This is a genomic window from Serratia sp. TSA_7, from assembly GCF_052692135.1.
Window position 1 is genome coordinate 147,659 of sequence record NZ_JBQZFU010000008.1, and the last position, 26,755, is coordinate 174,413.

Genomic DNA, 26,755 nt, shown 5'->3' on the forward strand with positions numbered 1-26,755 from the left:
CAGCGGCCGTCACTCCAATGAAGTAACGGCCCTGGTCTGTCGGTACGGGGATTAGCCCAGCGTCGGCATGCTGTATTCCGACACCGTCTGCTGCCCGGTCGGCCAGCGCGCTGTGGCGGTTTTCATGCGGGTGTAGAAACGCACGCCGTCGGTGCCGTGCACGTTCAGGGCACCGAACACCGAGCGCTTCCAACCGCCGAAGCTGTGAAACGCCATCGGAACCGGCACCGGCACGTTAACCCCCACCATGCCGGCCTGCACTTCCTGCACGAACTGGCGCGCATAGTGGCCGTTACTGGTGAAAATGGCGCTGCCATTGCCAAACTCATGGCTGTTCACCGTGTTGATGGCGGTTTGGTAATCCGGTACGCGGACAATGCCCAGCACCGGTCCGAAGATCTCTTCACGATAGATGCGCATGTCGGAGGTCACGTGGTCAAACAGGGTGCCGCCAACGTAATAGCCCTCCGGGTAGCCCGCTACCTGATAGTTGCGGCCGTCGGCCACCAGCGTTGCGCCCTCTTCCACACCCAGATCGATATAACCCAACACTTTCTTCTGGTGCGCCGAAGACACCAGCGGTCCCATTTCGTTTTCTTCGCCGCCCTGCTGAATCCCTGGGCCAACGCGCAACTGGGCAATCAGCGGTTTCAGCTTGGCGATCAGCTTGTCGGCCGTGTCGTCACCCACCACCACCGCCACCGGCAGTGCCATGCAACGCTCGCCGGCAGAACCGAACGCGCCGCCCATCAGGGCATTTACGGTCGCGTCCAGATCGGCGTCCGGCATGATGATGGCCTGATTTTTCGCTGCGCCAAAGGCTTGCACCCGCTTGCCGTGGGCGCTGGCGGTCGTGTAGATATGTTCCGCCACCGCCGACGAGCCGACAAAACTCACCGCCTGAATGTGCGGATCGGTGCACAGCTGGGCGGCGTTTTCATTAGAACAATGAACCACGTTGAATACGCCGTCCGGCAGGCCGGCTTCTTTCAGCAGCTCCGCCAGCCGCACCGAGGCCGAAGGCACCAGCGCCGGCGGCTTGAGGACGAAGGTATTGCCGCAGGCGAGCGCGATAGGGAACATCCACATCGGCACCATCGCCGGGAAGTTGAACGGGGTGATGCCCGCCACCACGCCCAGCGGCTGCATCAGCGAGAAGCTGTCGACACCGCTGCCGACGTCCGGCGAATATTCGCCTTTGATCAAATGCGGAATGCCGCAGGCAAACTCGACCACTTCCAGGCCGCGGGTCAGTTCGCCCAGCGCATCGGAATAGACTTTGCCGTGTTCACTGACGATAAGCTGCGCCAGTTCTTCGCGATGCTGTTCCAGCAGCGCCTTAAAATTGAACATGATGCGCGCACGGCGCAGCGGCGTGGTGCGCGACCAATCGGTAAACGCCTGATGGGCGACATCGATGGCCTGTTTCACCTCGGCGGCGGTGCTCTGCGTGACGCGACGTTCAACCTGCCCGGTAGCCGGGTTATGCACGTCGACGGTTTGATTGCTGCTGCTCAGGCACACCTGCCCGCCAATAAAGTTACCCACGGTTTTCATGTCTCACCCTCTTTTAAGTCCGCTGTCGCCTGGCCGCATGCGGGGCTGCCGCACGCCGTGGCGTTTGAATCACACTGCCAGCTCATGCCCGCAAGCAGGCTAAATCCTGACCGGATAAAGCGAACTCTATTTCATTGAAAAAAAAGTTTCAAATAAATTATTTTAGAAATTTTGTTTTTAGTGCGGAAGGTCGCAATTTTACCCTATCGTCATACAGGGTCATTGCATGGCGGTAAAAAAACGCGCCACCGGCTTGCCCGGCGGTGGGCGGCAATGACCACTGACTTTTATACAGAAAAATAGCGGCAGCCGGTCAACGCAACGGCGCCGGGCGCACGTAAATCTTTCGGCAACGCCGGCTGTCCGTTTGCGGTTTTTTTTGAACTGGATCTAAAAATCAATATTTCATTATTCACTAATTATGAAATAAATGTTCTTGTTTAGGGAAGAACTGCACAAATATCACCGCCTTGATGACAGGCACGGTTCACTCTTCTGCCCCCCTTTTACCTACCACGCAACATGCGGGCAGAAGCCAGGATAAAAATCGGAGCAATAAATGTCATATCAGCGTAAGCGCAATACCGGCTACATCATGAAAATTTGCGGGGTCGCCGCTCTGGGCGGCCTGCTGTTCGGCTACGATACCGCCGTGATCTCCGGCGCGATCGAATCCCTGAAAACCTATTTCGACCTCAGCCCGGCCGAAACCGGCTGGGCGGTATCCAACGTGGTGATCGGCTGCGTGGTTGGCGCCTTTGCCGCCGGGCCGCTGGCAGGGCGTTATGGCCGCAAGAAGGCCCTGATGCTGGCGGCGTTGTTGTTCACCGTCTCGGCCATAGGTTCCTCGTTGGCACCGACCTTCACCTGGTTCGTCATTTACCGCATTATCGGCGGGCTGGCAGTGGGCATCGCCGCCACCGTCTCACCGATGTACATGTCTGAAGTGTCACCGAAAGACATGCGCGGCCGCGCACTCAGCATGCAGCAATTCGCCATCGTGTTCGGCCAGATCGTGATCTTTTACGTTAATTTCAAGATTGCCAGCATCGCCAGCGAAGCCTGGCTGGTGGAGATGGGCTGGCGCTGGATGTTCGCCTCCGGCGTGCTTCCCTGCATCCTGTTTTGCATTCTGGTGTTCATCATTCCGGAATCCCCGCGCTGGAGCGTGATGGTCGGCCGTGACGATCAGGCGCTGGCGATGCTGACCCGCGTCTCTAATGCCGAGCATGCCAAAAACGTACTGCGGGAGATCAAGGACTCGATACGGCAGGATCAACAATCCAGCAAGCAAAAACTCAGCTACGCCGACAAGCGCGTGCGTTTCATTCTGTTTGTCGGCTGCATGATCGCCATGCTGCAACAGGTCACCGGCGTTAACGTCATGATGTATTACGCGCCGGTGGTGTTGAAAACCGTCACCGAGAATGCGCAGGAAGCGCTGTTCCAGACCATCTGGATTGGCGTGATGCAGTTGGTCGGCTCGGTGATTGGCGCCATGCTGATGGATCGCATGGGCCGTATCCCGTTGATGCGCTGGGGCACGCTGGGGGTCATCGCCGGGCTGCTGATCACCTCTTATGCGCTGTATACGGAGGCTACCGGCTATTTCGCGCTGTTCGGCATGCTGTTCTTCATGGTGTTTTACGCGTTGTCCTGGGGCGTCGGTGCCTGGGTGCTGGTGTCGGAGATTTTCCCTAACCGCATGCGGTCGCAGGGCATGAGCATCGCCGTCGGCTGCATGTGGCTGGCCAATTTTGTGGTTTCGCAAACCTTCCCGATGATCAACGACAATCCGTATCTGTTCTCCCAGTTCCACGGCGCCTTCCCGATGTGGATTTTCGCGGCGTGCTGCCTGTTCAGTTACTGGTTTGTCAGCCGTTATATCCCGGAAACCCGGGGCGTCTCCCTCGAGAAAATGGAAGACGTGGTGATGGCGAAACGCTATCGCCTGCCCTTATCCGACACACAGCCGGTGCCGTTGCAAGACGGCAAGCCCTAAGCTTTCTCAACCCCTTCAGGAGTAATGCATCATGACCATTGCGCCAGAGCGTTTTTGCATCAACCGCAAGATCGCGCCGAATCTCGATTTGGAGTCCTTTTTCCGTCTGGTGAAAAAGTGCGGGCTCAGCAAAGTTGAGCTGCGCAACGATATGCCGAGCGGCAAGGTGACCGACAGCCTGAGCAATGAGCAACTCAATGCGCTGGCGGCAAAATACGGCATCGAGATCATCACTATCAACGCCCTTGGCAGGTTTAACCTGCTGGACGACGAGCGCGCGCTGCTGAAAAACGCCGAGGCGCTGCTGTCGCAAGCCCAGGCCATCCATAGCAAGGCGCTGGTACTGTGCCCGCATTGCAGCACGGACGATCGCCGCAGCGAAGAGCAGAAAAAGACGGATACGTTGGCGGCCCTGAAGCTGCTGGCCCCGCTGTTTAAACAATATGGCGTGCAGGGCTATGTCGAACCGCTGGGCTTCGGCATCAGTTCACTGCGCTCGTCGCTGCTGACGCAGTCGCTGATCGGGGATTCCGGCGCGCCCTACAAAATCGTGCTGGATACCTTCCACCATTATTTAAGCGAGGTGGCGCAGCCCGAGTTTGATGCGCAGATTGACATAGGCGGCATTGGCCTGGTGCACCTTTCCGGGGTGGAAGACCCGCTAAGCAAAAGCGCGCTCAGCGACGAAGAACGCATCATGCTGAGCGACAAAGATCGGCTGGAGAGCAAAAAGCAGGTGCAGAATCTGGAGCGCCTCGGTTATACCGGCATTTACGCCTTCGAGCCGTTCTCTTCGCAACTGGATAGCTGGTCAGAGGCGGATATAGAACGTGAAATCCGCCAGAGCATCGCCCTGCTGCAAGGGTAGCAGAAAGCATAACGGCCTCTTCGGAGGCCGTTTTCTTAACGCTACTTCAGCTTGCTGACCACCAGCTGATGGCGGGCGTTATAGAACTTACGGTAGGCCAGATAGCAGGCAATAATGGTCGACAGGCTGGCGGTGGAAAGCAGCATAAAGGTGACCATGATCTGGTACTTGATCGCCTTGACCGGATCAATGCCCGCGAAGATCAAACCGGACATCATGCCCGGCAGGCTGACCAGCCCAACGGTTTTGGCGGAATCGACCGTCGGAATCAACGACGCGCGAATGCTGTCGCGGATCAACGCCGTCGAGGCAAACTTCGGCGACGCGCCCAAACTGAGCATCTCCTGAATCTTCTGCTGATCGCCTTTGAAACGCTGCCCCAGATTGTTGTAACACAGCCCAACCGCCACCATGGCATTGCCGGCGATCATGCCGGAAATCGGGATCACCTGCATCGGCGTAAACTCTATCGAACCGGTCAGCACCAACACCACCAGCGTCAGTACCGCGCCCGTGGTAATGGCGATAAATGAGGTAATAAACGCATGCTCAATATATTTACTGCGCTTTTGCGCGTTATAAGCGGCGTTAAAACAAATAAACAGCACCATCAACACCGTCAGAATGGCGTTGTTCACGTCAAAAATGTATTTCAGCACGTAGCCGACAATAATCAGCTGCACTACCGCGCGGCAAATACTCCAGATAATGTCTTTTTCCAGCGCCAGCTTTTCTTTATGGCTGATCAAAATAGCGATAACCACCAGTATCATCGACAACCCTAAAGATTCATTGGTGATATTATGCTGGTTCATCGGCTTTCTCCTGTGCCCGTGCGCCGTGGGCGCTCAGGGTAATCACATCGTCCGCATGTTTGATTTCATCTTTATCGTGCGTGACCCACAACGCCGCTACACCATGTTGCGATACCAGCTGATGAATAATCTCGTTGACGTTACGTTTATTTTCTTCATCCAGCGCACTGGTGATTTCGTCCAACAGCAGCACCTTGGGCATAAACTGCAGGTTGCGGATCAAGGAAATACGCTGCTTCTCCCCGCCCGATAATTCGTTAACGCTTTTTTTCAACTTATTTTCCGCCAGCCCGAAACGCGCCAGATCGGCTTTCATTTTTTGCTCGTCCGGTTTTTGCTTACGGATCAGGTAAGGCAGCGCAATATTGTCATAGACCGTATCGCCAAACAGCGCCGGAGTCTGGAAGCAATAAGAGACCTGTTGACGGTATGCTTCCGGCGACATAGCGGTGATGGGCTTACCGTCGAAGATAATTTTTCCGCGGGTCGGATCGATCAGCGAAGACACAATTTTAAGCAAGGTGCTTTTTCCGCAGCCGGACGGCCCGGTAATCAGTTTGAATTCGCCCTGTTTTAGACCGAAAGAGACGGAATCCAAAATAACCTGATCGTCTATTTGATAATGAATATCATCCAATAAAAGTATTTCTTCGCTTTCCTTCATAATATATCCGCATCGCCATAAAACGCGTTTCAATCAGCCGGCAAGTATACTCTATGGATTTCAAGTTGCAGCAGGCGGCCTGCTCGCTCATCCCCAATCAGGGCAGTGCGCCCGGCGACGAACAACAGGGCTGAGGGAGTTGTCATCCCTCAGCCTTATCATGATGCGCTGTGAAAGAAAGTCCAACATTTCAGACTGAAAAGGCATTACGCTTTTTGGGACGACGTACAAATATACCAGCGTAACGAATTATTGATGCTGCGGTGGGTACAACGAACTTTTCCCTCTTTTTCCAACGCCAATAACAGCGTGCGTGTGGTGTAAATATTCTCGCCGCATTGGTCTGCCAGCTCCCTTGTTTTAGGCCACTGTTCCGGCGGTGGCGGGTGGTGCCTCTCTGTTCCCGCCGCGCGTTCCATACACAGTTTTCGTAACACGTTTAGCATATGCGACTTCCTGATTTCATAGGTTATCGGCGCCTTCGCCATCACGTCCTCCTGGGGTTACTTTTACCTGTCCTTATCCGGCGGCAGCACGTCGGCCACGCGCAGGGCGTAAATCATGGTGGCCCCTGGCGGAATGGCGGGTGGGCTGCCCTTCTCGCCATATGCCAGCTCCGGTGGCACTACCAGAGTAATGGACCCGTGCTTGTCGAGTTTGCCGATAGCTGCGCGAAACAGCGGCGGGTATTGCGCCAGCGGTAGCGTGATAGTCGTACCGGCCGGCTCCATATCCTTAATCACCGTGCCGTCGGGCAAGCTTTCACGCACCACGACGCTGACGTTGTCGCCCGCACCTATCCGCCCACTGCCGGCGTAATCCACGCGGTAATAGAACCCGAGCGCGTCCTTATGAACCCCCGGCCTTGTGGCGAACTCGGCAAGATAGGCTTTACCGTCCTGCTGCAAGGTCTGCTGCCGTTGCCGATGAGCCTGCTGCAAAGCGCGGTCTGCGGCTTGCAGCGCGCCGTCGATGGCAGCGTTGTCCAATCGCGGCCGACCGTTCAGCGTATCGGCGATGCCCGCCAGCAAACGCGGCCGATCGGCTTCAATACCCAGTTGCCGGTTTTGCTCCTGCAGTTGCAGGATGTCGCGCCCCAGCGAAACTCCGGCGGCGTAAGCCTGTTTATCCGCATCGCTGACCAGCGCCGGCGGCTGTTGCAACTGCGCCAACTGTCGGCCGAGCTGCTGTAGCCGTTGTTTTTGTTCTCCGGCTATCCGTTGTTGCCGCGCCAACGATACCGCCATGGCGAGCAGATCCGGCGGCGGCGCGATGGCCCGTCGGATCCCCTTCAGCGCTGCCGCCAGCGGCCGGATATCGACAACCTCAGGCACACTGACCGCCGGCTCGGCGGCTTGAATCGCCAACTGCCGCTCCAGCCGACGGACAGTCTCGGCCTGCTGCTGAATCACCTCGGCCTGTTGACGCAGGGTCTGATTCAGCGCCGTCAGCCGGGCGGTATCCCCTCGCGGCACCGTGCTGAGCTTGGGTTTGACGGTAACCGGCGAGGAAACCGACGGCGCCTTTTCTGCCACTGAAGGGGCCGGGGCCGCCACCTGCTGCTGCTCGGCAAATTTCAGCAACGCGGGAATGCCGTCATCGGCCGGCGTTTTGCCCGCCGCCAACACGCTGCCTGCCACCAGCAACGACAGAAAGGCTGCGGCTCCTTCCGCGCACTTTTTCATGGCTACAGGCTCTCCACCCGGCTGGACAGATCGGACATCAGCTCATGCTCGACGTCGGCACAGAACTTTTCAGTTTTATATTTATAAAGCGCGTCTATAGCCTTACGGGTACTTTCATCGACATGACTGCGAATACCGGCATATCCGGAGGCGTTGGCAAGCAGTCCGTTAAAATAAGCAATCCGTTTCTGGTAACTTTGTGGATTAATATTCTTAAGTGAATTCACCCGCTGCTGACAAAGTACGATGCGCTGCTCATCAGTCTTTTCATTAGGATTATTCTGTGAGACTTTTTTCACGGCGTTAACGCCCGCGCCATTCTTCCCCGCACAGCCCGACAACATTAAAGCTGTCATTATCATCGCCGCCAAAGCGACGGCGGATCGGTGAGTTGAATCATTAATTATGGTAATCATTCCGTTTATCATCCCTTAATTATCACTTAGGTCATTATTATGTCGTGGCGCCCAGCAAGAACTCACCGTTTTGGATTAATCCGAACGAGTTAAATAACAAAAAACGCGCAATATCAGCCTGTGCCGATAATAATCCGGCACGCGTCGATATTGTTATTTTTTTGTTAATGCCGCGAAAGAAATTACCGCCGCCGTTATGTCTGAAAGCCGCCTTCCAAGCCGGCAATATCGTTTTACCTGTCTTTTAAAACAATGAGTTAACTTTTCACCGCCGATTAACGGCCGCAATTCATCATCTGCTGTCTGATGGCGATATTATCAAAACAATATTGTGAATTGTAGTGTCAACGGCATATCTGGCGATCTAAAATCTCGCACATCGCCAATTATATAGTCATTTATTCTGGATAATAGTTGTATACGATCTATTGATTTTCAATTATATATATTTCTTTTTCCTTTTGGTTTTATATTCTGTATTTGACCTAAATTAATAAAAGCTATTCCCAACAACGCCTATTATTTGCAAGAATATTCTCACCAAGACGCCAGGGTGATATTCATATTTTCATTTTAATGGAATGCGTTTTTACGCCTTCCAAAAACTTTCGTTATTGCTGAGAAAATAACGGAGGGTGGCGTATTGCCCAGAGCAAAAGGATCTGGCTCCAACTTCGAGGCCGGCGACATGATGTTGCCGGCGTCGTGGGGGATTTAGATGTGCTTTTCTTTTTATTTAAATACTCTCTACAGGAACTTGAGAAATGAAACTGAATAAATTAATGCTGGCAACCATGATTGCTTTCGCTTCCGCATCTGTTGCTCACGCCGCATCTAACCAGGGCAGCGGTAAAGTGACTTTTACCGGTGAAATCATCGATGCGCCATGCAGCGTAGCGCCGGAATCTACCGATCAGACAGTGCCAATGGGCCAGATCAGCAGCCGTTTGCTGGCTAAGCAAGGCAAGTCCGAATCTCAGCCGTTCAGCATTGAGCTGAAAGACTGCGCGCTGACCACCATGAAAAACGTCAAAGTGACCTTCACCGGCACGCCAGACCCTGACAACGCCAAGCTGTTGGCCCTGAGCGGTTCCGCCAGCGGTGCCGGCATCGTGATTTATGACAATCTGCACTCCAAAGACGTTGAGCTGGGCACCGCGACCGACGGTCAGGGCCTGAACGACGGCAACAACTCCCTGAAATTCTCCGCTTACCTGCAAGGCAGCAGCGCGTCTGCCGCCGTGGTCCCAGGCGAATTCACCAGCGTGGCGAACTTCACCCTGGCTTACCTGTAATCCCCGTGGGGGCGCCATTCGGCGTCCCCGCTTTTACCTGTACGGATTAGGTAACGAGACAGAGACGGCAACAGGGAGACGCCAGCATGACAACCCGAATTTGGGGCGCACTGCTTATCGCGCTCAGCGTTTGCAGCGCAGAGGCGACGGCGAAAAATCAGGGTCACGGCACGGTCAGCCTGGGCGGCGAGATCGTCGAGACCCCCTGTGGGATTGCCGGCGAAAGCCTCGACCAAACCATTGATTTCGGGCTGATCTCCATGACCGACGCGGCATTGGGCGCACAGCCGGCGTTGATCGGCAGCCACCGCAACTTTGAGATCAAACTGGTGAACTGTGAACTGGCAAGCGTCGTGAAGCCCGACTTTATTTATCGCGCGGCTACCGTCACCTTCGACGGCACCGCAGACAGCCGGGATCCCGAGCTATTGGGCGTTTACGGCGAAGCGCAAGGCGTGGCCATTGAACTGCTGACCGCAGCCGGTACCCCTATCCCGCTGGGCACCACCACGGCGGATTACCAGATCGTCGCCGGCGACAATACGCTGCGCTTCGGTGCCCGATTACGCATTCACCCTGATAAGGCCCGAGCCGGCGGATTCAGCTCGTTGGCGAAATTCACTCTGTCTTATCTGTAACGCCGCGTTAGGCGGGTACCGGCATCAGGTACCGAATGACATCACGTATTACGTATTCAGGTCGTACAGGATGACCTGCTATTGGGCGCGGATTTGCCATGAGTGATTATTCTATGACGTCATTACTGACACGGAAAAAAAGACCCCTTACCGTCATTCTATCTTTCCTCTGGGCGCATTCGGCTTTTTCCGCCACGGAATTCAATACTGACGTATTGGATATCGGCGATCGCAGCAAAGTGGATTTATCGCGTTTTTCCGACGCCGATTACGTCATGCCCGGCACCTATCTGCTGGATATCAAGATCAACCAGAAAACCCTGCCGCAGCGCCGCATCCAATATTATCCGTCAGCGGATAAAAAGGACCGATCCCGCGCCTGTCTGCCGCCGGATCTGGTGGAAAAAATGGCGCTGAAAGAAGAAGCCGCCAAAAAAATCATCCTGTGGCACGATAACCAGTGCGCCGATATCAGCGGGATCAAAGGGGCGACCCTTTCCGATCGCATCGGCGGCGGAGTACTGACGATCACCATCCCGCAGGCATGGATGAAATATTCCGATCCGGACTGGACCCCGCCTGAACAATGGGACGACGGCATTCCCGGCCTGCTGCTGGATTACAGCCTCAGCGGCCAGGTCGGCAAGCAGAGTCACAATAACAACACGTCGGAAAATCTCAGCAGCTACGGCACCCTGGGTGCCAACCTGGGCGCCTGGCGCCTGCGCGCCGATTATCAGGCCAATTACAACCAGCAGGCCGGCCAACGCGACAGCGGCTTTGACTGGAACCAGATCTACGCCTATCGCGCGCTGCCAATGCAAGCAGCCAGACTGACGCTCGGCGAAATTTATCTCGACTCGAACGTGTTCGATTCCTATCGCTTTACCGGCATCAATCTGGCCAGCGACGAACGCATGCTGCCGCCGAACCTGCAGGGCTATGCTCCGGAAGTGCGCGGCATCGCCAAGAGCAACGCCAAAATCACCGTTTCCCAGGAAGGCCGCACGCTGTACGAAACCACCGTGCCTGCCGGGCCGTTTGTGATCCAGGATCTCAGCAGTTCGGTACGTGGCCGACTGGACGTGAAGGTTGAAGAACAGGACGGCAGCGTCTCCACCTTCCAGGTCGATACCGCCACCATCCCTTATCTGACCCGCCCCGGCTATGTACGCTACAACGTCGCCCTGGGCAAACCCTCGGCTTACGATCACCGCACGCAAGGGCCGCTGTTCTCCGCCAGTGATTTCTCCTGGGGGCTGAGCAGTGCCTGGTCACTGTACGGCGGCGCCTTGCTTGGCGACGATTACAACGCCTGGGCGCTCGGTCTGGGCCGTGACCTGAATATCTTCGGTGCCATGTCGGTGGACATGACGCAGTCAATCGCCCGTCTGCCAGACCAGCCGACTGCCAGCGGCATGTCGTTCAAGGTCAACTACGCCAAGCGTTTCGACGAGTTGAATAGCCAGATCACCTTCGCAGGCTACCGTTTTTCGCAGCGCAAATTCATGAGCATGTCGCAGTATCTGCAGGCGCGTTATAGCGACTATGACGATCGCTACAGCAGTCGCGAAAAAGAGCTGTACACCATCACCGCCAGCAAAACCTTTATGGCGGAAGACAGCGCCAAAGCGATCACCGCCTACCTGACCTATTCGCACCAAACCTATTGGGACAAGCGCGCGCAGGATCGCTACGGGCTGTCCGCCAGCAAATTGTTCAACGTCGGTAACATCAGCAACATCACCGCCTCGCTGTCGGCCTACCGTTCGACCTATCAAGGGCGCACCGATGACAGCGTGATGCTGAATTTCACCGTGCCGATTGGCGATCGTCGCCGCATGGGTTACGCGTTGCAGACCAATAACAGCGACGTGACGCAAACCGCGTCCTACAACGATTACACCGATCCGAACAACACCTGGCAGCTAAGCGGCGGCTTTAACCAGTCCGGCAAAACCTTGACCAGCGGCTACTACACCCATAACGCCTCGTTCGGCTCACTCAACGCCAACGCTTCGTACCAACAAGACAGCTACTCCTCCGTCGGCGGTACTTTCCGCAGCGGTATCACCGCTACCCGGTACGGTATAGCGGCGCACCAGAACGCCAGCAATGGCGGCAGCCGGATGATGCTGGATACCGACGGCATCGCCGGGGTGCCGATCAACAACGGCCGCGCCTACAGCAACCGGTTCGGGCTGGCGGTGATTTCCGACATCACCAGCTACTACAACACCGATACCCGCATCGACGTCAACAAGCTGGCTGATGACGTGGAAGCCACCCGTTCGGTGGTGCAAGGCACGTTGACCGAAGGCGCCATCGGCTATCGCCACTTTGAGGTAGTGAAAGGCAGCAAGCTGCTGGCCACCATCAAACTGGCCGACGGCAGCGAACCGCCGTTCGGCGCTACGGTGCTGAGCGAACGGGGCCGCGAAGTGGCGGTGGTGAACGACGGTGGGTCGGTTTATCTGACCGGTGTGCAACCGCAGGAAAAATTGGACGTCGCCTGGGAGGGTCAGCGCCAGTGCCGCATCGTGATACCGGGCGCTGCCAAGCCGCTGGACCAGTTGCTGCTCCCCTGCGCCAAACTGTAATCCGTAACATTTTAACGAGTTGATGAATATGAACAAAAATCTGACAGCAACCATCGGCCTGGCGCTGCTGACCGCCATTCCCGCCGCCCATGCGGCGATATCGCTGGATCGTACCCGCGCCATCTACGTCGGTGACGCGAAATCCATCAGCCTGAATATCGTTAACGAAAACAAGGAGCTGCCTTTCCTGGCGCAATCCTGGCTGGAAAACGAACAGCATCAGAAAATCACCTCGCCGCTGGTGGTGCTGCCGCCGTTGCAGCGGGTAGAAGCCGGCGAACGTAGCGTAGTGCGCATCACCAAGACCCCGGAGGCCGACCGCCTGCCACAGGATCGCGAATCGGTGTTCTATTTCAACTTGCGTGAAATCCCACCGAAAAGCAGCAAAACCAACGTGATGCAGCTAGCTTTGCAGACCCAGATCAAGCTTTTTTACCGGCCGAAGGCCATCGTCGCGCCCAAAGGCGAAGTGTGGCAGGAGAAGCTGGTGTTCCGTAAAAGCGCCGGTGGGTTCACCATCGAAAACCCCACGCCGTTTTATATCACCCTGACCGGTATCACCCGCCAGCCGCAGAAACAGGGCGGCGGCGCGATAAACGACTTCGAACCCGTGATGCTGAAACCGAAATCCAGCGAAAGCGTGAAGCTGCGCGACAACAGCCTGAGCAGCTTTGTCGTCACCTACATCAATGACTACGGCGGCCACCCCGAGCTGCGGTTCCAGTGCAACGGCACCCTCTGCACCGCCGCGCCGGACGCGAAAAAATAAGGAGATACCGCATGGCTGAATCTACCGGTCGCCACCTGCGGCCTCTGCTGCTCGGCGTGTTGCTGTTGGGCGGCAGCGCGGCGGCGGCAACGCCTTTTGACGTGATTGAAGGCACTACCGGCACCGTCAGTTTTTTCGGTGGCCTGCTCAGTGCCCCTTGCAGCCTGGTGCCGGACAGCCGGGATCAGGCCATCGATCTGGGTGAGGTCAGCGCGCGTGATTTTCAAAACGCAGGCGATCGCAGCACGCCGGTGCGCTTTCGCCTCTCCTTCCGCAACTGCCTGCTGGGGGCCAAAGCGCTGGCGGATAACCCCGCCGGCCAACGTAACGGCGATGCCGGGCGGCTCTATTTACAGGGTGAGCAGGCCGCTACGCTGGTGTTTCTCGGCGACAGCGATGCGAGTAATCCTGACTTGCTGAAACTCAACGGCGGCGTGCAAGGCATCGGCCTGCGGCTGACCGATCAACAGGGCCGCGCGCTGTCGCTTAATCAGCAAAGTCGCCCCTACATCCTGCAGCCCGGCAGCAATACCCTGTGGTTCAACGCGCAGATCGAATCGACACAAAAATACACGCAGGCAAGCCAATTTCAAGGAGTGGTGCATGTTCAACTGGTCTATTTATAAGCACGGCCTGTTGCTGGCCTGCCTGCTCGGCCCGCTCAGCGCCCAGGCGCTGGAGTGCCACCTGAACACCGCCAATGGCATTACCGAAGAAAACGAAGACATTGGTCAATTGAAGATCCCTGCAACTCTGCCGATCGGCAGCCGGTTGTGGACTTCGCAGCCGATGAGCCGTGGCGTGGTGTGCTGGGGGTACCCGAGCGTACCGCAAGGGGAATGGGTTTATTTCTACCCCAATCCGGACAACAAACCGATCGCCGCCGGTATTTCGATGGGCGTCATTTATAACGGTACCGATCTCGGCATCCTGAATACCAGGGCGCAAACCGACATGTTCCGCAAGCCAAACCAGCAGCAACTGGGCTACGTGAACTATCAGGTTTATTTGCAGAAAACCGGCGAGATCACGCCGGGTGGCGCCAGCCAGATTTCGGTCTTCCAGCTCGATGGCGTGAAGGGCATCAACAATAAGCCGGGCAAAAACTACCGCTTCACCCTGACCGGAATGGACAAAATACAGGTGATCCAGTGCTCGGCATCGGTAGAGTTGACCACGCCGGAAGGCGTTGATTTTGGCAATATTCCCAGTTGGAAAGCCAACGCCGGTACCGTGGCGAGCAAAGATTTTACCGTACTGATCCGTAAAAACGGCTGTAGCGATAATTTCGCGCTGAACGCTAACTTTATGGTGAAAAATGGCTCATTGGTCGACGCCACCGGTTTAAATATGGACAACGGTTCGGCCTTGCGCATTTTCGACAATTCCAATCCTAAATGGATTAAGTACAACCAGTTTTCCAGCTTTGCCGATATGAATGGCCGCGATCAGGTACAGAAATCCTATACCGCATCATTACAGGCAACCGGTGAGGGGCAAGAGGGGGATTTCCGTAAAACCATCATATTGCTGATTAACTATATTTAATGGCAGGAAAATGAAAAAACTCATTATTTTAACGACGCTATGCGGCGCCGGTTATTTATTTCCCGCCATCGCGACCGCGGCCGATAAGGAAATTGATTTTTTCGGCACCGTGGTGAACCGGCCGTGCAATATTGAGCCGCAATCGGCCGATCAGGTGGTGGAGATGGATACCGTGATCGTCAAAACCCTGTACCGCTATGGCCACAGCAACCCGGTGCCGTTCAACATCAAACTGACCGACTGCAAAACGGCGGTGTTCAAATCCGTCAATGTCACCTTCAGCGGCACCGAGGACAGCGAGCTGCCGGGCAAACTGGCGATCAATAACGGCACCAACGGCGCCGCCATCGCGCTGTTTGACAGCAAGGGCGCCGATATTGCGTTGAATCAGGCCACCAGCGCAGTGGCATTGCAGGACGGCGCCACTGTGTTGAATTTCACCGCCTATGTGCAGGGCCACCCCAGCGCGATACAGAATAAAACCATTACCGAGGGTGAATTCAGCTCGGTAGCCAATTTTGTGCTGGCTTACCAATAAGGCCGGGCGCTTCAGGAAGCAGTGATGATATCCAACAACAAAACGGCCGGGTTATTCGGGCTGGCGGCATGCTATTGCCTGATCGCCATGCATGTTTACTGGCCCAATCGCGGCGGCAGCGGTTTTTATTTGCCGTGGAATCTGGTCGGCGGCATATTTATCGCCCTGTTTATTCTCGGCGCGATGCTATTGAGCCGTCCGCCGTTGGCCGTATCCGGCTTTTTTAACCGGCTGGTGCCGGGCGCTCTGATTTTATTATTGCCGCTGCTGTGGACGAAAAACCCCTGGCTAGGAGAAGCTCTGCCGCGCCTGTTGGGGTTGACGCTGGGCGTCGCCGCCTATTTCGCGCTGTTGCAGATACCGCTCGACCGGCTGCGACGGCGCAGACTGCTGATTTTACTGCTGGCGGCGACGGTGCTCGAGGCGCTGCTGGGCCTGGTGCAGTACGGCCTGTTGGCGCCGGGTAACGCCATGGGCTACAACACCCTGAAAAACCGCCCTTACGGCATCTTCCAGCAGTGGAACCTGATGGCCAGCTTTATGGCTACCGGGCTGGCGCTGGCGCTGTATCTGCTGAGCAACCGGCACCCGCTGCACCGGGGCGTGCAATGGCTGACAAGCGGTATGCTGGTGCTGGCACCGCTGTTGTTGATCGTGATCGCCTCACGCGTTGGCCTGCTGGCGGCCGCTCTGCTGTCGCCGCTGCAACTGTTTATGTTGTATCGCCTTAATCGCCGCCGCGCTGCCGCCGCCCTGTTGCTGCTGTTCGCCGGGATAGCCGCCGGGCTGCTGCTGGTCATGCTCAACGGCGCAACGCGGGCGCTCACCGTGGCGGAGCCGATTTTCTACCGCCTGGCCTACTGGCAGGAAGCGCTGCGCATGATCGCCGAACGCCCGTGGCTCGGCTGGGGTTACGGCCACTTTCAGCACGACTTCCTGCATCACTTCTACACCACCCACAGCAGCGGTATGGAAAGCGTCAGCATCAGCCATCCGCACAACGAAATTCTGCTGTGGGGCATCGAAGGCGGCCTGCTGAGCCTGAGCGGCATCGCCTTGATTTTATGGGGGTTATTGCGCCTGTTGCGACGCACCCGCGCCCTGCCGCTGCGGCCTGCCCCCTGGCTGGCAGCGCTGCCGATCCTGCTGCACATGATGGTGGAGTACCCGCTTTATCTCTCCGCGGCACACGGCGTACTGCTGCTGGCGATTCTGCGCGCCGGCGATGTGCGTTGCCGCCTGCGCCTGTCACCGCGCCCGCAACTCACCCTGCGGCTGCTCGCCGCCGGTTTGGCCGCGCTGGCACTGCCGTACCTGCTTAACGGCCTGCACAGCGCCCTGATCGTGACCGCCGTGGAAAAAACCGGTCTGCAACAATTTGCCGCCATGAACCGGGTGATGACGCCGACGCCCTGGCAGGTGCGTTACGACTACGACGTCCAGTTGCAACGGCTGCTGCAATACCCGCACACCCGCGATCCGGCCGCGCTGCTGAGCTACCAGCGTTGGGCGGAAAATGAAATCCGCGTGCGGCCGGACGCCAATATCTACGTCAACCTGATGGTGACCAGCCGGTTGCTGCAACAGCCGCAGCGGGCGGAGGATCTGCACCGTCAGGCGCGCCGACTGTTCCCGCACGATGCGCGTTTTAAGGAGTAACTATGCTTAATATTCGGTTCACCCTGCTGTGCAGCGATAACTTTTATCAACAGGGGTTACGGCGGCTGCTGGAAGAGTATCTGCATGACCTGAATCAGAGCCGCCGCGGACATCTGCACGAGCTGCGCAATCTGGAGCCGATCGAGATCGTGTTCCGCACTCTGGAAGACCCATGCGGCTGCGCCAGTTGCTACCAAAGCCCTTACCAGACGCCGCGCCACCGGCAAATGATCGTGCTGATCCTCGACGATCGCGACATCCGTTATCTGCACGCCCACCCGGCGTTGTTCAGCATTAACCGGCGCGACGCCCTCCCCACCGTCCGCAACAAACTGCATATGGCGCTGGAACGTTTTTGCCAACAACCCTGGGTGGCGCTGCACGCCAGCACCCTCTGGAAATGCCGGCAGTGCCGCATCGCCGCCCTGAGCAGTTGCGAAAAAAAGGTGCTGAAGCTGATGAGCACCGGCATGTCCGCCTGCACCATCGCCGGAATGCTGCACCGCAGCCAGAAGACCATCAGCGCCCATAAGCGCTCGGCGATGCGTAAACTGGACGTGCGCAAAAGCACCGAGCTGAACAAAATGCTGCTCAATCAGATGGGGCTGAACTGAAAAGGCGCGGGCTCAGGCCAGCGCGCCTTTCATTGGCAAAAAGATCTCCGCCAGCATGCAGCGCGCGCCCCCGCCGCCGAGATCTTCGATAATGTCGATCGGCCCCAGCGCCAGCCGGGCGTAGCCGCCAATCAGCGCCTGCTGCGGCGGCGTAAAACTGGCCCAGGCGCGGGTCGACATGGCGTAAACCGGGCTGCCGTCTTTGGCGCGCAGTTCCAGTACGTTGCAGGCGAACGCCTCCATCTGAGCGTAGCTGACGTCAATCAGGGTTTTGCCGCTACCTTGCAAGGTGGCGATCAGCGCGCGCTTTTGCTCCGGGTTGCGCAGGCTTTCCAGGCAGAGAATGGCGTAGCGCGCGCCGACGCTCATCATCACGTTGGTGTGATAAATCGGCTGATTATGGCGATCTACGGCGTCGAACCAGATAATTTTATAGCCGGAATGGCGCTCAAATTCGCGCCCCACGTCTGGAGAGCTGCGTGACGACAGGCAGGAATAAGCCAATTTGTTCGGGTGATCCAGGATCAGCGAACCTGTGCCTTCCAGAAAACGCCCGGCCAGTTCGTGGGCGGAAAGATCGATACGCCGTTCAATCACGAAATCATTGGCGAGCTGCGCGATAATATCCTGGCGGCGTTCCCGTCGTCGGTTTTCCGCTTCCATCGGGAAAGTGAACAGGCTGCCGTCGCCCAGCAGCGCAATCCAGTTATTCGGGAATAATGCGTCCGGCGTTTCCTGCCCGTCGATATCATCCATTACCCTCACGTCGACACCGGCCAGTTGCAGGGCGTCAACGTAACCGTTAAAGGCGATTAATGCCCTGGCTGCGTGGTGTTCATGGTGCTGCGTGACCTTCTGAAAAAAATTGCTGTGCTGGGTCTGTTTATTCGCGGCAAAGCCGGAAGGCCGGATCATAAAAACGGATTGGGTGGTTTGCATGATATTTCTCACAGGGATCGGGGGAATAACGCGACCCTATTATGGAAAATCAATTTGACACCAGGCAGTGTAAAAAATGACTAAATTGCTCTATATTTTTACAAATCGCCACCGCTAGCCGACACTTTGCCACCATGAATGATACCGATCGCCACATCCTCGCGCTGCTGCGCGAAAACGCCCGCAGCTCGGTGACCGAGATAGCCAGCAAGGTCCGGGTTTCGCGCGCTACGGTGCAAAAAAGAATTGAGGCGCTGGAAGCGCAGGGGATCATTACCGGCTACACCGTTCGCGTGAAGCCGGGCGTGGAACATAACCGCATTCGCGCCTGGATGTGCGTGGCGGTGGAAGGCACCAAGGCGCAAAGCGTGTTGCAACAGCTGCGCGGTGAACCGGCGGTGTTCACCCTGCACACCACCAACGGCAAGTGGGACATTCTGCTGGAGATCCGCACCGACAGCCTGGAGAGTTTCGATAAAATTCTGGGGCGTATCCGGCGCATCGCCGGCATTTCCAACACCGAAACCAGCATCCAGCTGTCGACGCACAAGGCATAGCGCCGTCAGCGGGAGCGGAACATCGCCTCCAGCATTTCCACTATCAGCGCCGCGTACCGGCCGTCGGGATCGAGCTCGGGGTCGAATACCGACAGCGTCATGCCGCAGCACATGGGGTTTTGCAGCAACCGCGCCACGATATTTTCCAGCCAGAGGCGATCGATACCGGGGCTACCGGGGGAATCCACCGCCGGCATAATGGTTTGGTCGAGCACGTCCACATCCAGATGCAGCCAAAAGCGCCATTCCGGCTCGGTGGCCAGCATCTGTTCGATTTGCCGCACAATTTCCGCTTTGCCCATCCGGTTGGCGGCGAAGACGTCAATGCGCGCAATTGCCGTTTGATTGATATCCGGCCAGGCAAAATCCGCGTCCCGGCACTCACGCTCGCCCAGTTGTAAAACCTGCCGTTCCGGCACCAGCGGCCCCGCTACGCCAGGCCATTCGGCCAGCAGCGGTTCCCCGCGCCCGGTCGCCAACGCCAAATCCATCCCCGCCACCGCGCCCAACATCTGCTGCGGATCATAGTTGCCGGGATGACGAAAATCGCTGTGCCCGTCGATATGTACCAGCGAAAGCGGCCCCGCACGGCGTGAACCGGCCAGCGCTCCCAGCAGAATCGAACAGTCGCCGCCGACCACCAGCGGGAACTCGCCGCGCGCCTGCACCGCAGCAATCTCTGCGGCCAACGCAATATTGAAGGCGCGAATCGCGTGACCGTTACGTATGCGGGTGCCGGGTTGCGCTGCCGACGAATAAGTCGGTTGCGGCAACTCGGTGACGGCCCCCGCTCCCAACCTCTGCGCCAAACCCTGTGCCATCAGCGCCTGCGGCGCTCGCCAGGTTCCGGGAACATGGCCCGGTCGCAAGGGGCTCAGCCCCAGATTGGTAGGTGCAAGAATGATATGCATGGTGAATACCCCGGATAAGCCCTCTAAAAATCAGCTTAGCCTATCCGGCTGCACCGGGCCTGAGTTTTGCCTATGGCTGCCGCGTATCGACGTCAAAGTGCAGGAACGCCAGCTGAACCACCCGGTCAATCGTATGTTCACTTTGATTATTGAGGTGCAGATAGTGTTGTAAATGCAGTAAATCAGCGATAAACGCGGCAATGCCGATCTCGGGTTCAACGATGCCGGCTTGTTGCATAAACGGCAGAAGTTGCTGTGCGGCTTTTGCCGCCCGAATCAGGTTATCGTCGCTGTTTGCCTGGAACGGTTGTTCGGCGAAGGTGGCGATCAGGGTATTCAATTCAGGAAGCGCAGTTTTCATGATTACGCCCTACGGAGGTGGATTATCAGCGTGATTCGCGCCGCCTGCAGCTCTGGGACGGCGATGTCAATCAGGGTCAATTTCTTCGATAATCACCACGTTCGTAGCGATAAGCGCTATCTCTGTCGTATTGCGATGGGCCATATTGCGCCCCCTCGTAATACGAGCGGTTATGATGGCTATGTTTCCCGAGGGAAATACAGCCGCTTAATAAAAACGCCGCGGCGATACAGCTCAGAACAAACATTTTCTTCATTTTCTTTCCCCAGGCATCAACGGTAAAAGGTATTAAAAAGCGGTGGCCCCATCAGTGCCGGCCACCGGCTTATCCAGACAATTCATTACCAACCTATGGACAGGCAGCCGCTCAGTAAAAACACCGAAGCGATACCGCAGCCCAGTAAAACCCACTTTTTCATAGCTTCTCCCATGACATCCGCGCAGATGAACGTATCGACACATAACGGTACCGTACGGTTTAGTTTTTCATTGGTTTTATCCCACTGTCAAGACAATGTCTCTGCCGCTCTGATTAGCGGAGTTGTCCTGTGGTCAGGGCGCGCAGCGGCCCCGATCGTCCATCGCCCAATGCCGCGCCGTGGCGGCAATCCGCCCTGCAAGATTGCCGATAACCTGCTGCTGCCCCAGCAACATCGCCGTATAGCCCGGCTGAACGGCCTGCGTCAGGCGGCTGCGGCACACCAGCCTTCGCCCCTGTACATTCAGGCTCCAACCGGCGTCTAACTCAACGGCTCGTCCCGGCCAGGCGTCAAAACGCCGTATCTCAAGATGTATTCTCACCGTGGGGGTCTCCCCGGCTTTAGCCAGCCCGGCAACGTCCTGCGTACCGAGACGCTGCGCCAGCTCGGCGGAAAGCGCGGTGCGGATCTCATCGCCAAGCGGGCTGAGCCAGCGTTCATTTTCCAGCACCAGCGCGCCGCTTTGCCCCTGACGCACCACCAGCTGCGACAGGTCAATCTGCGGCGGAATACCGACCGGCAGTACGGCAATCAGAAAGGGTGCAGGCTGCACCGGCGGCGGATCGGCTGCCGGCGCCACCAGCGTGTGGTAATGCACTGACGGGGAAGAACAGGCGGTCAGCGAAACCATAAGCATCAAAAAACAGAGCCGCGACGGTGACATCATTTTTTCGAACCTTGCAGAGAAGAGTCATGGCTGCCTGGATTGGGCAGAGGGGGATCCTCAGTTCGGCCTTGCAACAGCGACTCGGGGTGGCGATCAAGTTGGTCAGCCAGGTTGCGTACCGCACGCAGGGCGCGTAGCGCTTCCTGTAAAGACTGGCTAAACGTCAGCATCAGCGGCGAGTCTTCCGCCAGCAGATCTTGTGCGGTTTGCGCCGTTTGGCTCATCTGCCTGAGCAATTGATTCGCCGCCGGCAACGTCTGGCCATTGACCTGTTTAAGGCTGTTATCCACCCCGGCCAGCGTGGCGTTCAGGTTCTGCGCAATCGACGCCAGCGGCATTTTATCCACCTTGCTGACGATGCTGGCGATCTGCTCCTGCAGCCGGTCGAAACCGCCGTTGATGGTCGGCAGCACCAGCGGGCGGGCATGAATATCAAACGGCACCCTGGCGGCATTGGGTACAAAATCCAGCGAGATATAAAGCTGCCCGGTGAGCAGGTTGCTCGGCGTGGCCTGAGCGCGCAGGCCGTGCTCCACCAGATCGCGGGTAAACGCCGCCGTCTCTTGCTCCAGGCCCCGGTTTTGCTTCGGCAGCTTGCTCAACACGTTGCCAAGCCGGTTCGGGTAAACCTCGATACCGACCACCGACGGGAAACGGTAGCCTTGGGGGCTGTAATCCAGATCGACCGAGACCACCCGGCCAATCTTGATGCTGGAGAACTCGACCGCCGCACCGACTTCCAGACCGTGCAATGAACGCTCAAAGCGCAGCTTGAAGCGCATCGGCGGGCCATCGGGCGCGGCCAGAGCGGATTCCTGATCTTTAGCCAGCACGTATTCGCCCTTCGGCCCGACGGGGGAAGCCCCTGAAGCGTTTTCCGGCGTGGCGAAGGCGATGCCGCCCGCCATGATGGCGGCGACCGTTTGCGTTCTGAGCCGGAATCCGTTGGCGCCCACCGACACATCCAGGCCGCTGGCGTTCCAGAAACGTGAGTTCGGCGTCACGAAGCGATCGTAAGGCGCATCGATAAAGATTTGCAGGCTGACGCTCTTGCCGTCGGCATTAAGCTGATAGGACGCGATCCGCCCTACCGGCACCCGTCGGTAATAGACCGGCGAGCCGATATCCAGCGAGCCCAAGTCGTCGGTCTGCACCACAAAACGGGAACCCGGCATGTCGTTGATGATGGCCGGCGGCGATTCAAGCCCGGTGAAAGCGCTGCGGGTGCGGGCCGAGCTTCCTTTGTCCACGCCGATGTACGCCCCCGACAGCAGGGTATCGATGCCGGTGACGCCACCGATACCGACACGCGGGCGCACTACCCAGAACCGAGTGTCGGCACGGGCCAGGTTCGCCGCGCTTTCGTTGAGGCTGACCGTCACCAGCACCTGCGAGTCGTCGCCACGCAGCTGGATATCTTTGACGATGCCGACCGTCACGTCTTTGTATTTCACCGCCGTTTTGCCCGGCTCCAGACCGGTAGCGGTCTGGAAGGTAATGACGATCTCCGGGCCGGCCGCGAGCCAGGCATGCAGCAGCATCGAAGCGCCGATCAGCAGCGCAATGACCGGCACCAGCCAGATCGGCGATGGCCAGCGGCGACGGATCACCCCAGGCTCACCGGGTTGTTGTGGAATCGGGTTCACTTATCGTCACCTTCCCAGATCAGGCGGGGGTCATAAGCCATGGCGGACAACATGGTCAGGATGACCACCAGGCCGAAAAACAGGATGCCGCTGCGGGGTTCCGCCGCGCTCAGCGTTTGGAACTGCACCAGCGCCGACACGACGCCCACCACCACCACGTCCAGCATCGACCAATAACCGATCCCTTCCGTCAGCCGGTAAAGCCTTGCTCTTTCGCCCATCGCCCAGGTACTGCGGCGCCGGGAAGCGAGCAGCAGCAGGCCGAGGCTCAGAAATTTCAGGCAGGGGATCACCACGCTGGCGACAAAGATCACCAGCGCGATGCCATAGGAGCCGGCACGCCAGAAATCGATCACTCCGGCCATGATGGTACTTTCACTGTCCTTGCCGAACAGACGAGTGGACATCACCGGCAGAAGGTTGGCGGGGATATATAAAATTACGGCGGCGATCAGCAACGCCCAGGGGCGAGCCAGACCACCGGGCCGCCGGCCATGCAACCGGGTACGGCAACGCGGGCAGCGGGAAAGGTGACGGCACGCCAACCCGCAGGTCGGACAGCCCACCACGTTAATTTGCCGGGCATAGAGTGGCCTATTCATGGTCTTCCTCCCCCTCATCCGGCGCTACCGGCATCCGTTCCCACAATGGTTGAAGATCCTGGCTGCCGATGATGGCAATCAGCAACATCAGGGCCGCCATCGCCCAGCTGCCGGGGCCTGCTACCACCTGCAAAAAACCGGACAGTTTGATGGCCGCCACCAAAAACCCCAACATGCCGATCTCAACCCGGCTCCAGGGCCGCAGCCATTTCAGCAGCCTGACAGCACCGATAAAACCCGGCGCGCAACGGCCCGCATGGGCAAACATCAGTACCCAGCCGAAGAGCGTAATTTGCAGAAAAGGCGCCACAATCAATAAGAACACCATGCAAACCGCCAGCGGCAGCGTGACACCCCGAGCCAGCGCCGCGGCGGCCTGCCAAAGGGTGGCGACATTCTGCACCGCATGGAAGCTGACGCCGATCACCGGGCAGACGTTGGCCACGACAAAAGCGATGATTGCGGTCAGCGCCAGCGCCAACATCCGTTCGGTGTTGATCTGCCCGGCGCGATAGAGCGTGGCGCGGCAACGCAGGCAGCGCGCTTCGTCACCCGCCGTAAGTGGCCGGTAGCGATAGACGCTGTCGCAGTGTCGACATACCACCGTATTGGGTAAGATTTTCATCAGGTTTATGGGAACGAGGTTCCTGGCAAGATGTTGAGAGCGGATAACCGGCATGTGCCGGCTACCCGCCTCATTTTTTATTATCAGGCCGCGTTTGCCCGCCTGTTTTCCCCTTGGTGTTGACTGACTCTTTCTCTCCTTCACACTCTTTACTTCAGGATCCCGGCCAGTTCTTCGGCGGCTTTATCGATCCCTACCTCGGCGGCGCTCAACGAGCCGATGCTAGCGCCGACGTTCATGGCGTTCGGGTATTGCCTGGCGACGTAAGCGTTGAGCAGGCGCTGGGTCGAGGCGTCATAGACCTCGACGACGTAATTGACCGAGCCGTTGAGCATCCCTTCTTTACCGCGAATGGATTGCACGATGTTGTATGGCCCGCCCGCCAAATCAAACTTGGTGAAGGTGCCGACCACCGGCGTGGTGGTCTCTGCCCCGGTCAGCGTCAGCTTCAGGCGAAGCGCATCGGGTGCCGGGCTGCTGACCTCACGAAAACGGGGGCGCAGCGCTTCGCTGAATTTGCTGTGCATATAGTCTGCCAGCGCCTTGCGATCTTCCTGCGAGACCTCGCCAAACTGGTTGTCCGCACCCTGATAAATGACAACCGGCTCAATGATGATGTTGGTGTATTTTTTCCACTCCACCGGGGTGGTATAGCGGTAAGGAATACGGTCGGATTGATCGTCAGTGTTAGGCTTTAACTGCGATGATGAATCAATACTGGCGTAACGCACCGGCGGCGTTCCGGCGCAGCCGACCAGCGCGATGGCAAGCGCCAGCATTGCCGGACGAGAAACCTTGAGGTATGCGAACATTTAGGTGATCCTGTAAAAGAAAATGCCACCAATATCGGTCAGAACGTGCTGTTTCAGCGACGATATTTGCCCGCTGCGTACGCCCGAGTATGCGGCCTTGACGGCCCGTACAGCGCTGCCCCCGGCGGGGTAAACAGACATTGAAATGGATGAAAAACCGCCAAAACAAAACTGTACAGTTGAGTTTTGCATTGATATTCTTCGCTTGTCAAGAAGATGTCTTTTTTTGTGCGATTTCCCGGTTAGCTTGCAGGAGAGATGATGAAAGTACGGACCAACGCGCGCCGCGATGCCATCGTTGAAGAGGCGGCACTGCTGTTTCAGGAGATGGGCTATGAGCGCGCATCGATGAATGAACTGGCGAAACGAGTCGGCGGCTCCAAAGCGACGCTGTACGGGTATTTTCCTTCCAAGGAGGAGCTGTTTACCGCCGTTGTTCGCCAGCACGCCACCCAGCATCTTTCCGAAGCCGCCACCGAGTTGATGAATGAAAAACGGGGCAAGGAGACGCTGGAACAAACGCTGACGCGCTTCGGCGAACAGATGCTGCTGGTGCTGACCAACGACAACAGCGCAATGGCGGTTTACCGCATGGTAGTCGCCGAGGCCGGGCATTCTGATATCGGCACGCTGTTTTACGAGGCCGGCCCGCGCGAGAGCGTGGAAAAACTGTCGGTGCTGATGTCTGCCGCCATGGATCGCCAGGAACTGCGGCTGGCCGACCCTTACCTCAAGGCAACCCAATTCCTTTCACTGCTCACCGCCGAGATCGACATGCGGGTATTCCAGCGCGAATTGCAGCCGATCAGCCTGCCGCGCATTCGCGAGATGGTCAGCAACGCGGTGAGCATGTTCCTGGGCGGCGCGGCATTTAAAAAGGGCGTTTGACGGGCGGGTTAATTGGGCTTTATTGCCTCTACCTAAAGGTAGCGGCAATACAGTTAAAATAAAAATAACAGAATGATTATTATAATATTAATTAAAAATTATACTTCCATGAAACACATAAATAATTAGCTTGAATATATTTTATATCAAGCAATTATCGAGTCATCTTTCGACCTAATCCAAATTATTTCTAATACATTCTTTTCGGTGGTACTGCATAGAAGTAAAAGCGTCGAATCCCCTGTTCGAGTCAGGGAGGAGGCCAAATCCGATTATTACAGAAATCGGATCTACAGGAAAAAATAATTCAGGTGTTATGAAAAGGAGAAAGTTAAGCAATTGTTGATATAGTGAGAAATTTTGCAAGCTTCGGCCAGCGGCACCGCTGCACAGGCTGGCGCACATATCCTGCGCACAACGGCACAAGAGAGTTTTTAGCCATGCGGCCACTCATCTCATTGATAATAAGTGTAAAACAAACAAATCACAATTATAGTTAAAAATCTAATTATTACTTACTCATATGAATGAAATTGATTTTCAAGCCTATATGCAAGTTCATCAACAATAGAACTTGCTAATGAATCAGGAATAAGCTAA

The 26,755-nt window shown here is 57.0% G+C and carries 27 protein-coding genes; 13 read left to right on the forward strand and 14 right to left on the reverse strand.

Features of this window, described 5'->3' with window-relative positions; all coding sequences use genetic code 11:
• Positions 1–51 precede the first annotated feature (51 nt).
• Complete coding sequence (locus ACUTQW_RS21035; RefSeq protein WP_006328614.1) at positions 52–1,557, reverse strand: CoA-acylating methylmalonate-semialdehyde dehydrogenase; 1,506 nt, start codon at positions 1,555–1,557, stop codon at positions 52–54.
• A gap of 559 nt (positions 1,558–2,116) precedes the next feature.
• Between ACUTQW_RS21035 and ACUTQW_RS21040 the strand changes: the two genes are divergently transcribed.
• Both ACUTQW_RS21040 and ACUTQW_RS21045 read left to right on the forward strand, forming a co-directional pair.
• The gene (locus ACUTQW_RS21040; protein ID WP_006328617.1) at positions 2,117–3,559 is read left to right on the forward strand and encodes a sugar porter family MFS transporter; all 1,443 of its coding nucleotides are present in this window, start codon (positions 2,117–2,119) and stop codon (positions 3,557–3,559) included.
• Positions 3,560–3,590: 31 nt separating this feature from the next.
• Complete coding sequence (locus ACUTQW_RS21045; protein WP_006328618.1) at positions 3,591–4,427, forward strand: TIM barrel protein; 837 nt, start codon at positions 3,591–3,593, stop codon at positions 4,425–4,427.
• 41 nt (positions 4,428–4,468) lie between these two features.
• Here the strand turns inward: ACUTQW_RS21045 and fetB are convergent, their stop codons facing one another.
• From fetB to ACUTQW_RS21070, 5 genes are all read right to left on the reverse strand, one after another.
• Positions 4,469–5,242: an iron efflux ABC transporter permease subunit FetB gene (gene fetB / locus ACUTQW_RS21050; protein WP_006328625.1), complete on the reverse strand. Its 774-nt coding sequence runs from the start codon at positions 5,240–5,242 to the stop codon at positions 4,469–4,471.
• Positions 5,229–5,906, reverse strand: a complete 678-nt coding sequence (gene fetA / locus ACUTQW_RS21055) for an iron efflux ABC transporter ATP-binding subunit FetA (protein ID WP_006328627.1) — start codon at positions 5,904–5,906, stop codon at positions 5,229–5,231. The genes fetB and fetA overlap by 14 nt, the downstream gene beginning before the upstream one ends.
• 206 nt (positions 5,907–6,112) lie before the next feature.
• Positions 6,113–6,394, reverse strand: a complete 282-nt coding sequence (locus ACUTQW_RS21060; RefSeq protein WP_020439943.1) for a FaeA/PapI family transcriptional regulator — start codon at positions 6,392–6,394, stop codon at positions 6,113–6,115.
• A gap of 21 nt (positions 6,395–6,415) precedes the next feature.
• Complete coding sequence (locus ACUTQW_RS21065) at positions 6,416–7,591, reverse strand: FKBP-type peptidyl-prolyl cis-trans isomerase N-terminal domain-containing protein (protein WP_006328630.1); 1,176 nt, start codon at positions 7,589–7,591, stop codon at positions 6,416–6,418.
• 2 nt (positions 7,592–7,593) lie between these two features.
• Positions 7,594–8,007 (reverse strand): hypothetical protein, encoded by a 414-nt coding sequence (locus ACUTQW_RS21070; RefSeq protein WP_064799219.1) that lies wholly within the window; start codon positions 8,005–8,007, stop codon positions 7,594–7,596.
• A gap of 764 nt (positions 8,008–8,771) precedes the next feature.
• Here ACUTQW_RS21070 and ACUTQW_RS21075 point away from each other — a divergent pair.
• The 9 genes from ACUTQW_RS21075 to ACUTQW_RS21115 all read left to right on the forward strand — a co-directional run bounded on the left by ACUTQW_RS21075 (position 8,772) and on the right by ACUTQW_RS21115 (position 17,668).
• Positions 8,772–9,302 (forward strand): fimbrial protein, encoded by a 531-nt coding sequence (locus tag ACUTQW_RS21075; RefSeq protein ID WP_004951488.1) that lies wholly within the window; start codon positions 8,772–8,774, stop codon positions 9,300–9,302.
• Positions 9,303–9,388: 86 nt separating this feature from the next.
• A complete protein-coding gene (locus tag ACUTQW_RS21080; RefSeq protein WP_004951489.1) occupies positions 9,389–9,940 on the forward strand; it encodes a fimbrial protein in 552 nt (183 codons plus the stop codon).
• Positions 9,941–10,038: 98 nt separating this feature from the next.
• Positions 10,039–12,540: a fimbria/pilus outer membrane usher protein gene (locus ACUTQW_RS21085; RefSeq protein WP_020439944.1), complete on the forward strand. Its 2,502-nt coding sequence runs from the start codon at positions 10,039–10,041 to the stop codon at positions 12,538–12,540.
• 22 nt (positions 12,541–12,562) lie between these two features.
• A complete protein-coding gene (locus ACUTQW_RS21090) occupies positions 12,563–13,309 on the forward strand; it encodes a fimbrial biogenesis chaperone (protein WP_080669421.1) in 747 nt (248 codons plus the stop codon).
• Between the two features lie 11 nt (positions 13,310–13,320).
• Positions 13,321–13,935 carry a fimbrial protein gene (locus ACUTQW_RS21095; RefSeq protein WP_037433792.1) on the forward strand — a complete coding sequence of 205 codons (615 nt, stop codon included), beginning with the start codon at positions 13,321–13,323 and terminating at the stop codon, positions 13,933–13,935.
• Positions 13,913–14,857, forward strand: a complete 945-nt coding sequence (locus ACUTQW_RS21100) for a fimbrial protein (protein ID WP_004951500.1) — start codon at positions 13,913–13,915, stop codon at positions 14,855–14,857. Before ACUTQW_RS21095 ends, ACUTQW_RS21100 begins: the two co-directional genes overlap by 23 nt.
• A 10-nt stretch (positions 14,858–14,867) precedes the next feature.
• The gene (locus ACUTQW_RS21105) at positions 14,868–15,395 is read left to right on the forward strand and encodes a fimbrial protein (protein WP_235196007.1); all 528 of its coding nucleotides are present in this window, start codon (positions 14,868–14,870) and stop codon (positions 15,393–15,395) included.
• A 24-nt stretch (positions 15,396–15,419) separates the two neighbouring features.
• Positions 15,420–17,054 (forward strand): PglL family O-oligosaccharyltransferase, encoded by a 1,635-nt coding sequence (locus ACUTQW_RS21110; RefSeq protein WP_006328644.1) that lies wholly within the window; start codon positions 15,420–15,422, stop codon positions 17,052–17,054.
• A gap of 2 nt (positions 17,055–17,056) precedes the next feature.
• A complete protein-coding gene (locus ACUTQW_RS21115; RefSeq protein WP_006328645.1) occupies positions 17,057–17,668 on the forward strand; it encodes a helix-turn-helix transcriptional regulator in 612 nt (203 codons plus the stop codon).
• Between the two features lie 12 nt (positions 17,669–17,680).
• Here ACUTQW_RS21115 and ctlX read toward each other — a convergent pair whose 3' ends face one another.
• Positions 17,681–18,607: a citrulline utilization hydrolase CtlX gene (gene ctlX / locus ACUTQW_RS21120; RefSeq protein ID WP_006328646.1), complete on the reverse strand. Its 927-nt coding sequence runs from the start codon at positions 18,605–18,607 to the stop codon at positions 17,681–17,683.
• A 134-nt stretch (positions 18,608–18,741) separates the two neighbouring features.
• Between ctlX and ACUTQW_RS21125 the strand changes: the two genes are divergently transcribed.
• On the forward strand, positions 18,742–19,164 hold the full coding sequence (locus ACUTQW_RS21125) for an Lrp/AsnC family transcriptional regulator (RefSeq protein WP_006328647.1): 423 nt from the start codon (positions 18,742–18,744) through the stop codon (positions 19,162–19,164).
• 5 nt (positions 19,165–19,169) lie between these two features.
• On the opposite strand, the gene ACUTQW_RS21130 is transcribed toward ACUTQW_RS21125, so the two are convergent.
• The 7 genes from ACUTQW_RS21130 to ACUTQW_RS21160 form a co-directional block, all read right to left on the reverse strand.
• Positions 19,170–20,075: an arginase family protein gene (locus ACUTQW_RS21130; RefSeq protein WP_006328648.1), complete on the reverse strand. Its 906-nt coding sequence runs from the start codon at positions 20,073–20,075 to the stop codon at positions 19,170–19,172.
• Between the two features lie 70 nt (positions 20,076–20,145).
• Positions 20,146–20,436, reverse strand: coding sequence for a hypothetical protein (locus tag ACUTQW_RS21135; RefSeq protein ID WP_006328649.1), 291 nt, complete (start codon positions 20,434–20,436; stop codon positions 20,146–20,148).
• 552 nt (positions 20,437–20,988) lie between these two features.
• Positions 20,989–21,582, reverse strand: coding sequence for a PqiC family protein (locus ACUTQW_RS21140; RefSeq protein WP_006328654.1), 594 nt, complete (start codon positions 21,580–21,582; stop codon positions 20,989–20,991).
• Positions 21,579–23,228, reverse strand: a complete 1,650-nt coding sequence (locus tag ACUTQW_RS21145) for a PqiB family protein (protein WP_020439948.1) — start codon at positions 23,226–23,228, stop codon at positions 21,579–21,581. Before ACUTQW_RS21145 ends, ACUTQW_RS21140 begins: the two co-directional genes overlap by 4 nt.
• Positions 23,225–23,830: a paraquat-inducible protein A gene (locus tag ACUTQW_RS21150; protein ID WP_004951527.1), complete on the reverse strand. Its 606-nt coding sequence runs from the start codon at positions 23,828–23,830 to the stop codon at positions 23,225–23,227. Before ACUTQW_RS21150 ends, ACUTQW_RS21145 begins: the two co-directional genes overlap by 4 nt.
• Complete coding sequence (locus ACUTQW_RS21155) at positions 23,823–24,455, reverse strand: paraquat-inducible protein A (protein WP_006328674.1); 633 nt, start codon at positions 24,453–24,455, stop codon at positions 23,823–23,825. The genes ACUTQW_RS21150 and ACUTQW_RS21155 overlap by 8 nt, the downstream gene beginning before the upstream one ends.
• 149 nt (positions 24,456–24,604) lie before the next feature.
• Entirely contained in the window at positions 24,605–25,267 is a 663-nt protein-coding gene (locus ACUTQW_RS21160; RefSeq protein WP_006328683.1) for a DUF3313 domain-containing protein, read from the reverse strand.
• Between the two features lie 261 nt (positions 25,268–25,528).
• On the opposite strand from ACUTQW_RS21160, the gene ACUTQW_RS21165 reads away from it, so the two are divergent.
• Positions 25,529–26,155: a TetR/AcrR family transcriptional regulator gene (locus tag ACUTQW_RS21165; RefSeq protein ID WP_020439949.1), complete on the forward strand. Its 627-nt coding sequence runs from the start codon at positions 25,529–25,531 to the stop codon at positions 26,153–26,155.
• Positions 26,156–26,755: the final 600 nt, after the last annotated feature.